The following is an 8598-nucleotide window of genomic DNA, read 5'->3' as shown; positions in this document are numbered from 1 at the left end:
CCGGGGGCCTGCCCGGGTAGCACGGGGGCATTGGGGGAGGTCCCCGTGGGGAGCGATTCATGAAGAAGGTTCTCATCGGTGTCGGTATTGGCTGTGGCGTCATCATGCTGGTGGGCGTGGGCCTGCTGGTGGCTGGCGGCATCTGGGCGAAGAACACGTTCGGCGGCACCTTCGAGGCCGCGCAGAAGATGCAGGCGCAGGAGCTGGAGCTGGTGCAGCTCAACCAGAGCCACCCGTTCCAGGCGCCCCCCGAGGGGGAGGTGCTCGCGCTGGACTCGAAGCGCATGGACACCTACTTCGCCATCCGCGCGGAGGCGATGCCGGTGTTCAAGAACTTCGAGCAGAAGTCGAAGGAGTTCGAGGAGAAGCACGGCGGGGACGACAACAAGAACGCCAACTTCAGCGCGGCCATGGAGGGCGCGAACCTGCTGGTGGGCCTGGTGGCCGACGTGCGTACCGCCTACATCGCCAGCCTGAAGAAGCACGGCATGTCCCCCGCCGAGTTCCAGTCCATCACCTCCACCGTCTACACGACGATGATGGCCGAGGGCATGGCGCAGGCGAAGGTCGCCATGGCCGAGGGGCGCAAGTCCATGGAGAAGGAGATCGCCGAGCTCGACAAGAAGCTGGAGAGCGACTCGCTGTCCGACGAGGAGCGCACGGCGCTGGAGCAGAGCCGCGATGGGCTCCAGGCCGCGGTGGACTCGCTGGACTCGCAGGAGGACGCGCCGGGCGCGCTGTCCGAGAAGGGCCAGAAGGTCGCCGCCGCCAACGCGGAGCTCTTGAAGAAGTACGACGACCGCGTGCAGATGATGGCCAACGCGGCCTTCGACGGCTTCGTCACGGGCGGCGCCGGCGGTGAGATGGTGAACGGCGTCAACGCGCAGGACGTGGAGTAGGTCCTACGCCTCCACCTCGGTGTGACGCGTGGGGCCCCGCGGGCGCTCCACGCCGTCACCCCGCCCGGCTTCGTCGAGCCGGGCGCGAGAGAGGGCCTCGCGCTTCTGGACGCGCCGGCTGGCCCACACCGAGCCGATGATGAGCACGGCGATGATGGCCACCGAGGTGAGCGGCGGAACGTGGAGCCACGGCTCCAGCACCATCTTCAGCCCCGCGAAGGCCAGCACGCCCGCCAGCCCGTAGTGGAGGTAGCGCAGCTGCCCCACGGTGCCGGCCAGCAGCAGGTACAGCGCCCGCAGGCCGAGGATGGCGAACGCGTTGGAGCTGTAGATGATGAAGGTGTCCTGCGTCACCGAGAAGGCCGCGGGCACCGAGTCCACCGCGAAGAGGATGTCCGTCAGCTCCAGGCCCAGCAGCGCCAGCAGCAGCGGCGTGGCGACGCGGCGCCCGTTCTCGAGCCGGACGATGAACTTCTTGCCGTGGAACTCGTGCGTCACCGGCATCCGGTGCGCGAGCCAGCGCACGGCCTTGTTCTCCACCTGCACCGCCGGGTCCTCGCGGAACACGCGCCACGCGGTGACGAGCAAGATGCCGCCGAAGACGTAGGCCACCCAGTGCCAGCGCTCCAGCGCCGCCGCGCCCAGGAAGATGAAGAGGGCCCGGAAGACGAGCGCGCCGAAGATGCCCAGGAACAGCACGTTGTGCTGCGCTTTCGAGGGCACGCCCAGGCTGCGGAAGATGACGAGGAAGACGAAGACGTTGTCGAGGCTGAGGCTCTTCTCGATGAAGTAGGCCGCGAGGTATTCGTGCCCGGCCTGCGTCCCGAAGATGCGCCAGACGAGCGCGCCGAAGAGCAGCCCCGCCGAAATCCAGACACCGGTCCAGATGACGGCCGCCTTGTGGGACTCGCCGTGCCGCCCCCGGTGGGCGACGAGGTCCACCACGAGCAGCGCCAGTATCACCGCCCAGAAGACCACCCAGACCCATGTCGGAATGTTCAGCATGGCTGCGTCCAACCTATGCATCCCCCCAGGCGGACAGCCTCGACTGGCCGGCCGTGGGTGGGGAACGGTGGGGGCTCGGCTGCCTGGAGACCCAGGCAGGCGTACGGATGTCACCGAGTGGCCACTGTGACGAGGTGCGTAAAGACAGACCCGTGCGGCCGGGCGAGGGTTCGTTCTCTCTCTTTGCGAGCATCCAGCCGTCGGATGTGCCAGCCTTGGATTGTGCGCCGTCCAACAGATTGGCCGGCGTGGACAACTCGTCATGGCACCAGCGCTTGGGGGAGGGGCGCGTCGACTCGTCGTACTGGAGGGCGCAGTTCAATGAAGAAGGTCATCTTCGCTTGTGTGCACAACGCCGGCCGCTCGCAGATTGCCGCGGCGTTCTTCAACGTGATGGCGGACCCGGACAAGGCGCGTGCGATGTCCGCGGGAACCCAACCTGGAGAGCGCGTGCACCCGGAGGTGGTGGAGGTGATGAAGGACATCGGCCTCGACCTGTCCGACGCGAAGCCCCGCAAGCTGACGGATGAGCTGGCGCGCGACGCGCACTGGCTCATCACCCTGGGCTGCGGCGAGGCGTGCCCCACCGTTTCGGGGCTGCAGCGCGAGGACTGGCCGCTGGACGACCCGAAGGGCAAGACGCCGCAGCAGGTGGAGCGCATCCGCGACGAGCTGGCCGCGCGCGTGGCGGGGCTGCTGGAGCGCGAAGGCTGGATGCGCGCCGGGTAGCGCGCGCCGCCCGCCGACGCCGGGCACCGCTCACCGGCTCCTCGCGCCGCTCGAAGAAGGCCCCCTGCCCGCCCGCGCGGGCCTTCGTTACAGCTGGCGCATGCTCATCGACCGACGACAGCTCCTCTGGGGCGGTGGCCTCGCCGCGGCCGCCCTGGCGACGGCGGACGCCACGGCCCGGGCGCCCGCGACTCCCGGCGGCCGGACGCGCTCCGCCGCCACTCCGTCCATCCGACTCAGCGCCAACGAGAACCCGTATGGGCCCTCGGCCAGCGCGCGCCGTGCCATCCAGGCCGCCCTGGGCGAGGGCAACCGCTACGCGCGCAACGCCGCGGAGCTGGAGGCGCACGTCGCCCGGCGCGACGGGCTCACCCCCGAGCACGTCGTGCTCACGCCGGGCTCGCAGGCGCTGCTGTGTCTGGCCGCGCTGTGGGCACGGCAGGCTGGCGGCGAGGTGGTGGCGTCCGACCTGGCCTACTCCGGGCTGACGGACTACGCCGAGCGCCTCGGCGTCCCCGTGCACCGCGTGCCCATGGCCCCGGGCTTCGTGCACGACCTGGACGCGATGGAGGCCCGCGTCACGCCGGCCACGAAGCTCGTCTACGTCTGCAATCCCAACAACCCCACCGGCACGGTGGTGGACCCCGAGCGCCTGCGCGCCTTCTGCGAGGCGGTGTCACCTCGCGCGCTTGTCGTGGTGGACGAGGCCTACGGCGACTACGTGCTGGAGCCTGGGTATGCGTCCATGGCGGAGCTCGTGAAGGAGGGCCACAACGTCCTCGTGGCCCGCACCTTCTCCAAGCTGCACGCGCTGGCGGGGATGCGGGTGGGGTATGGGCTGGCGCCCACGGCGCTGGCGGACGCGCTGCGCAAGCTGCGCATGGGCGGAGGCGGCATGGCCGTCAACGTCCTCGCCGTGCACGCGGCCCTGGCCAGCGCGGAGGACACGGCCTTCCAGGAGCAGTCGCGCCGGAAGAACGCGGAGGTGCGCGAGCACGTGGTGCGCGCGCTCCGGGCGGAAGGGCTGACGCCACCCGTGTCCCACGCCAACTTCGTCTACGTGCCCATGGAGAACGACGTGGAGCGCTTCGGCGCGGCCATGGAGAAGCGCGGCGTGCGGATTGTCGCGTCGCCTCCCATTCGCGGCCTGCGCATCACCGTGGGCACGGCGGAGGAGATGGCGCGCTTCGCGGAGGCCTTCAAGGCGGCCCGCGCGGAGCGCTGACGCAGTCACCGGAAGAATCATCCAAAGGAGAGACGCACATGAAGCAGCACCTGGGAGTCATGTTCGCCGTGGGCTCGGTCGTGGTGGGGAGCGTGCTCGCGGCCGGCGCGGCGTGGGGCGCGGGCGGCGCGGACGAGGCCGGCGCGCGCAAGGCGGTGGAGCTGTACCTGCAGGGGCATGCCACCGGAAAGGTGGAGCACTTCCGGGAGGCGTTCCACCCGGAGATGAAGATGTACTTCAACCGCGACGGCGTCTTCTCGCGGCGCACCGCGGACGAGTACATCGGGGCCCTGAGTGGCAAGCCCGCGCAGGACGAGGCCCGCCGCAAGCGCCGCATCGTCAGCCTGGATGTCACCGGAGACGTGGGCGTGGCGAAAGTGGAGCTCGACTATCCGGAGGCCCTGCTGACGGACTACCTCACGGTGGTGAAGGTCGACGGCACCTGGAGAATCGTCAACAAGGTGTTCCACCGGCAGGCGCGGTAGAAAGCAGGGGATGCGGCTCGGCGCGCGGTTCTGGAAGGTCCAGCTGTGGGGATGGGGTGCGTACGGCGTGGCGGGCTACGTGCTGTCGCTCCCCAACCTGATGGACGGTGACGCGCAGGGGCACCTGCGCGTCGTGCAGTGGAAGCTGCTGCGCTCCGTGGTGGGCCTGGGCATCAGCGTGGTGATGACCGGCGTGCTGTCGCGGCTGTGGGCCCGCCGTCCGTCGGCCTGGGTGCTGGGGCTGGCGGGCGTGGCGCTGTCCTCGGCGCTGTCGGTGGCGTGGCTGGCGCTCTTGCGCGCGACGACCGGCTCCACGCCCGTCTTCCACGCGGACTTCCCGCACGAGCTGCTCAACTACGCGATTGTCCTGCTCGCGTGGAGCGCGCTGTTCCTCAGCTATGCGTACCGGCTGGATTTGGAGGAGGAGCGGGAGCGGGCGCTGCGGGCGCTGGCGCTGGCCACGGAGGCGCGGTGGAAGATGCTGCGCTACCAGGTCAACCCGCACTTCCTCTTCAACGCGCTCAACTCCATCCGCGCGCTGGTGGACGAGGAGCCGGGCCGGGCGCGGCAGATGATCACGGAGCTGGCGGACTTCTTCCGCTACTCGCTGCTGGAGACGCAGGCGAGCGACGTGCCGCTGCGCGACGAGCTGCGCGCGGTGCGCAGCTACCTGGAGATTCAGCGCATCCGCTTCGAGGACCGGCTGTGCGTCGGCTTCGACGTGGAGCCCCGCGCGGAGGAAGTGAGGCTGCCGGGCTTCCTCATCCACCCGCTGGTGGAGAATGCGGTGAAGCACGGGCTGGACACGCAGAAGGGGAAGGTGGAGCTGCGCATCCGCGCCGCCTGCGTGGGGGACGTGCTGGAGGTGGAGGTGGCCAACACGGGCCGCTGGGCGACGGCGCGGGAGCCAGGCGTGGCGGGCACGGGCACGGGGCTGGCCAACGTGCGCGAGCGGCTGGAGCACGCCTTCCCGGGCCGGCACCGCTTCGAGCTGCGCGAGGACGGGGGCTGGGTGCGGGCGTCGCTGTCGGTGGAGCTGGGCCGGAGGGAGGCCGCATGAGCGAGAAGCTGGGCGTGCTCCTGGTGGATGACGAGCGGCTGGCGCGCAACGAGCTGCGCACGCTGCTCAAGCCGCACCCGGAGCTGGAGGTGGTGGGCGAGGCGGCGGACGTGGAGGAGGCGGCGCGGCGCATCGCCGAGCTGGACCCGGACGTGTTGTTCCTGGACGTGCAGATGCCAGGGGCATCCGGCTTCGATTTGCTGTCGCGCGTGGAGGTGCGGGCGCAGGTCGTCTTCGTCACCGCGTATGACGCGCACGCGCTGCGCGCCTTCGAAATCAACGCGCTGGACTACCTGCTGAAGCCCGTGCACCCGCAGCGGCTGCGCACCACGGTGGAGCGGTTGCTCCAGCGCGCGGGGCCACCAACGGGCACTCCGGGGGCGCGGCCGCTGGCGGTGGATGACCACCTGTTCCTGTCCGGCGAGCGCCGGGCGCGCTTCGTCCAGGTGGGGGACATCGCCTGTGTATGCAGCGCGGGGGACTATTCGGAGCTGGTGACGCGGGATGGGCAGCGCTACCTGATGCCCCGGCCGCTGGCCGAGTGGGAGGAGCGGCTGCCGGAGCGGCAGTTCGTCCGCATCCACCGGGGCACCATCGTCAACCTGGCCTGCGTGGAGCGCGTGGAGACCGAGTCCGACGAGGGCTTCCGCGTCCACGTGCGCGGCGCCGGCACCGCGTTCCCCATGAGCCGCCGGTACGCGGCGCGGCTGAAGACGCGGCTGGCCTGACGTCGCGGCCGGGAGGGAGTCGCTGAGACGGGCTTCCGGGGCCCCGCCGACCCGCCGATTCGGGCTGGCCGGCCAGGGAGGAGGACGGACCGTCCGGCGGCGGGGCCCGACCGCTCACCTCCGGAAGCCGCGTTCCACTCCGGAGCCATGCGCATCCTGGGGACGTTTCCGAGCCGTTCCCAGTCCGAGGTGCGCAGTCATGTCCACGTACGTTCCGCAGAACCCGACGACTCTCGCCACGTCCGGCGACGATGCCGCGCCGTCCCGGGTGTCTCCCGATGCGTCGCTCCGAGCACCCCACGCCGCCGCGTCCGAGCGGGGTGCGGCCCGGGTTTCAGCTCCCGATGCGGCGTCGCCCATGGCACCTCGGGCCGGAACCACCACGGCTCAGACTCCGCAGCCCGTGCCGCTGGACCTGCCCCAGGTTCGCAAGCCGCGTCCCATGCTGCTCGCCGCCCTGGGCCTGGGGGTGCTCGCGGAGGCGCTGCTGAGCCGGCCCCAGTGGGGCGTGTCCTTTCCGCTGATGGCGGTGGCGCTGCTGGGCGCGCTCGCGTGGCTGGGCGGGCGTGAGGGCTGGCAGCGCGCCCGGCCCAATGCGTGGCTCGCGGTGCCGCTCATCGTCATCTCCGGCTTCGTGGCCGTGCGAGCGAGTCCGTGGCTGCGGGCGCTCGACGTGCTGACGTCGGGCGTGCTGCTCCTGCTGCTCGCGCACTTCTGGGGCGCCGGCCGGGTGCAGCGGCTGGGCCTCCTGGGCTACCCGCTGGTGGCGCTGGGCTCCGTGTTCAAGGGCATGCTCTACCCGCCCGCGCTCGTCCGGGACTCGGTGGACTTCAAGGCCGCGCGTCAGCACGCGCCGCGCCTGATGCCCTTCGCGCGCGGCATCCTCATCGCCCTGCCGGTGCTGTTCGTCTTCGGCGTGCTGCTGGAGTCCGCCGACGCGGCCTTCGCCTCGGCCATCCACCGGGTGCTGGACGTGGACGTGTGGGCCCTCTTCGGGACGACGGTCGTCCACACCCTCGGCGCGCTGTTCGCCGCGTGCGTGGCCGCCGCGGTGCTCGGCCACGCGCTGCGCCGGCGCAAGGGGCGTGAATGGGGCGAGGACGAGGTGGCGCCGGCCCGCCCGCTCCTGGGCCTCACCGAGGCGCTCACGCTCATCCTCGCGGTGGATGCCCTCTTCCTCGTGTTCGCCGGCTTCCAGGTGGCGTACCTCTTCATCGGCGGCGCCTCGTCTCCGGCCGAGGGCTACACCTATGCCGAGTACGCGCGCCGGGGCTTCTTCGAGCTGCTCGCCGTGTCCATGCTCACCCTGGCGCTCGTCATGGCGCTGGCGAGGTGGACGCGCCGGGAGTCGCCGCTGGCGGAAGGGGCCTTCCGCGTGGGCACGTCGCTCATGGTGGCGCTCACCCTGCTCATCCTCGCCTCGGCGATGAAGCGCATGGTGCTCTACGAGGATGCCTTCGGCTACACGCGGCTGCGCGTCTTCACCCACGTCTTCATGTTCGCCCTGGGCGTGGTGCTGACGTGGCGCGCGGTGACGCTGTGGTGGCGGCCCGAGCGCTTCGCCATCGGCGCCTTCGTCACGGCGCTCGGCGCGGTGGTGGCGGTGAACGTCCTCAACCCGGACGCGCTCATCGTCCGCCTCAACCTCGCAAACCCCGGCCAGTGGGGCTCGGACACGTACTACCTCCGCAAGCTCTCCAATGACGCGGTGCCGGAGCTGGTGCACGCGCTCGGCTCCACCGGGGCGTGGCACCAGGACGTGAAGGACGTGGTGGACGTGTTCGCCGAGCGGCAGTCGCAGGAGGCCCACCCCACCTGGCCCGAGTGGAACCTCGCGAACTGGCGCGCGCGGCGGGCGCTCCAGGAGGCAGGCGTGGCCACGCCGTAGGCGTCCGCTTCACCGTGCGGGGGCTTCAGTGCAGGTGGTAGTTGAAGGGCAGCTCGACAGTGACGCGGCCCCCCAGCTCCGGCGGGGGCGGCGGAAAGGGCGCGGCGTCGCGCACGGCCTGGATGGCGGCGTCGCACAGCACGTAGTGAGGGCAGTAGCCGGCGATCTCCAGGCCGAGCAGCTGCCCCCGGGTGCCCACGGAGATGCGCACCACCAGCTTGCCCTGGATGCCGGCCATGGCCGCCTGATGCGGGTAGCGGACGTTCTCGAAGCGGTCGCGGAACATCGTCTCGAAGTACTGCTCCCGCCACGTGGACAGCTGCTCCTCCGTGGGCCGGGGCGGCGGCGGCGCCAGGACGAGGCCCGGGTTGCTCGCGCCCAGCACGCCCCGCACGAGGCCGCCCACCACGCCCCCCGCGACGCCGCCGGCGATGCCCGCCGCGTCCGTGCCGCCGAGCTGGGCGGTGGCCTCCCGCGCCGGGGTGTCGGACGGGGCGGCCTCGATTTCGGCCTCGCTGGGGAAGGTGTCCGCCGGAGCGGGCATGGGCAGGGACTTGGAGAGGGTGGGCTTCGGGAAGG

9 protein-coding genes are annotated in these 8598 nt (G+C 71.3%); 7 read left to right on the top strand and 2 right to left on the bottom strand.

Annotated features, from left to right (window positions below; all coding sequences use genetic code 11):
• Window positions 1–59 precede the first annotated feature (59 nt).
• Window positions 60–899 (top strand): hypothetical protein, encoded by an 840-nt coding sequence (locus HG543_RS48525; RefSeq protein ID WP_169351778.1) that lies wholly within the window; start codon window positions 60–62, stop codon window positions 897–899.
• Window positions 900–902: 3 nt separating this feature from the next.
• Here HG543_RS48525 and HG543_RS48520 read toward each other — a convergent pair whose 3' ends face one another.
• Window positions 903–1904, bottom strand: a complete 1002-nt coding sequence (locus HG543_RS48520; protein ID WP_169351777.1) for a TerC/Alx family metal homeostasis membrane protein — start codon at window positions 1902–1904, stop codon at window positions 903–905.
• 321 nt (window positions 1905–2225) lie between these two features.
• Between HG543_RS48520 and HG543_RS48515 the strand changes: the two genes are divergently transcribed.
• The 6 genes from HG543_RS48515 (at window position 2226) to HG543_RS48490 (ending at window position 8019) form a co-directional block, all read left to right on the top strand.
• Window positions 2226–2633 (top strand): arsenate reductase ArsC, encoded by a 408-nt coding sequence (locus tag HG543_RS48515; RefSeq protein WP_169351776.1) that lies wholly within the window; start codon window positions 2226–2228, stop codon window positions 2631–2633.
• Window positions 2634–2733: 100 nt separating this feature from the next.
• The gene (locus tag HG543_RS48510; RefSeq protein ID WP_169351775.1) at window positions 2734–3858 is read left to right on the top strand and encodes a pyridoxal phosphate-dependent aminotransferase; all 1125 of its coding nucleotides are present in this window, start codon (window positions 2734–2736) and stop codon (window positions 3856–3858) included.
• A gap of 38 nt (window positions 3859–3896) precedes the next feature.
• On the top strand, window positions 3897–4343 hold the full coding sequence (locus HG543_RS48505) for a nuclear transport factor 2 family protein (RefSeq protein ID WP_169351774.1): 447 nt from the start codon (window positions 3897–3899) through the stop codon (window positions 4341–4343).
• A 10-nt stretch (window positions 4344–4353) separates the two neighbouring features.
• Window positions 4354–5403 (top strand): sensor histidine kinase, encoded by a 1050-nt coding sequence (locus tag HG543_RS48500; RefSeq protein WP_169351773.1) that lies wholly within the window; start codon window positions 4354–4356, stop codon window positions 5401–5403.
• Window positions 5400–6131, top strand: coding sequence for a LytR/AlgR family response regulator transcription factor (locus tag HG543_RS48495; RefSeq protein WP_169351772.1), 732 nt, complete (start codon window positions 5400–5402; stop codon window positions 6129–6131). Before HG543_RS48500 ends, HG543_RS48495 begins: the two co-directional genes overlap by 4 nt.
• A gap of 199 nt (window positions 6132–6330) precedes the next feature.
• Complete coding sequence (locus HG543_RS48490) at window positions 6331–8019, top strand: DUF4153 domain-containing protein (RefSeq protein WP_169351771.1); 1689 nt, start codon at window positions 6331–6333, stop codon at window positions 8017–8019.
• A 25-nt stretch (window positions 8020–8044) separates the two neighbouring features.
• Here the strand turns inward: HG543_RS48490 and HG543_RS48485 are convergent.
• A partial coding sequence (locus tag HG543_RS48485) for a TonB family protein (protein WP_169351770.1) occupies window positions 8045–8598 on the bottom strand: 554 nt, incomplete at its 5' end.

The sequence above is a fragment of the Pyxidicoccus fallax genome, assembly GCF_012933655.1.
Classification (GTDB): Bacteria; Myxococcota; Myxococcia; order Myxococcales; family Myxococcaceae; genus Myxococcus; species Myxococcus fallax.
This window is presented reverse-complemented; position numbering and strand designations above follow the sequence as displayed.

What these genes read in the sequence shown, in the direction of transcription:
- HG543_RS48515 (WP_169351776.1), top strand. Translation starts at nt 2,226, where the DNA reads ATGAAGAAGGTCATCTTCGCTTGTGTGCACAACGCCGGCCGCTCGCAG.
- HG543_RS48525 (WP_169351778.1), top strand. Translation starts at nt 60, where the DNA reads ATGAAGAAGGTTCTCATCGGTGTCGGTATTGGCTGTGGCGTCATCATG.
- HG543_RS48490 (WP_169351771.1), top strand. Translation starts at nt 6,331, where the DNA reads ATGTCCACGTACGTTCCGCAGAACCCGACGACTCTCGCCACGTCCGGC.
- HG543_RS48510 (WP_169351775.1), top strand. Translation starts at nt 2,734, where the DNA reads ATGCTCATCGACCGACGACAGCTCCTCTGGGGCGGTGGCCTCGCCGCG.
- HG543_RS48520 (WP_169351777.1), bottom strand. Translation starts at nt 1,904, where the DNA reads ATGCTGAACATTCCGACATGGGTCTGGGTGGTCTTCTGGGCGGTGATA.
- HG543_RS48500 (WP_169351773.1), top strand. Translation starts at nt 4,354, where the DNA reads ATGCGGCTCGGCGCGCGGTTCTGGAAGGTCCAGCTGTGGGGATGGGGT.
- HG543_RS48505 (WP_169351774.1), top strand. Translation starts at nt 3,897, where the DNA reads ATGAAGCAGCACCTGGGAGTCATGTTCGCCGTGGGCTCGGTCGTGGTG.
- HG543_RS48495 (WP_169351772.1), top strand. Translation starts at nt 5,400, where the DNA reads ATGAGCGAGAAGCTGGGCGTGCTCCTGGTGGATGACGAGCGGCTGGCG.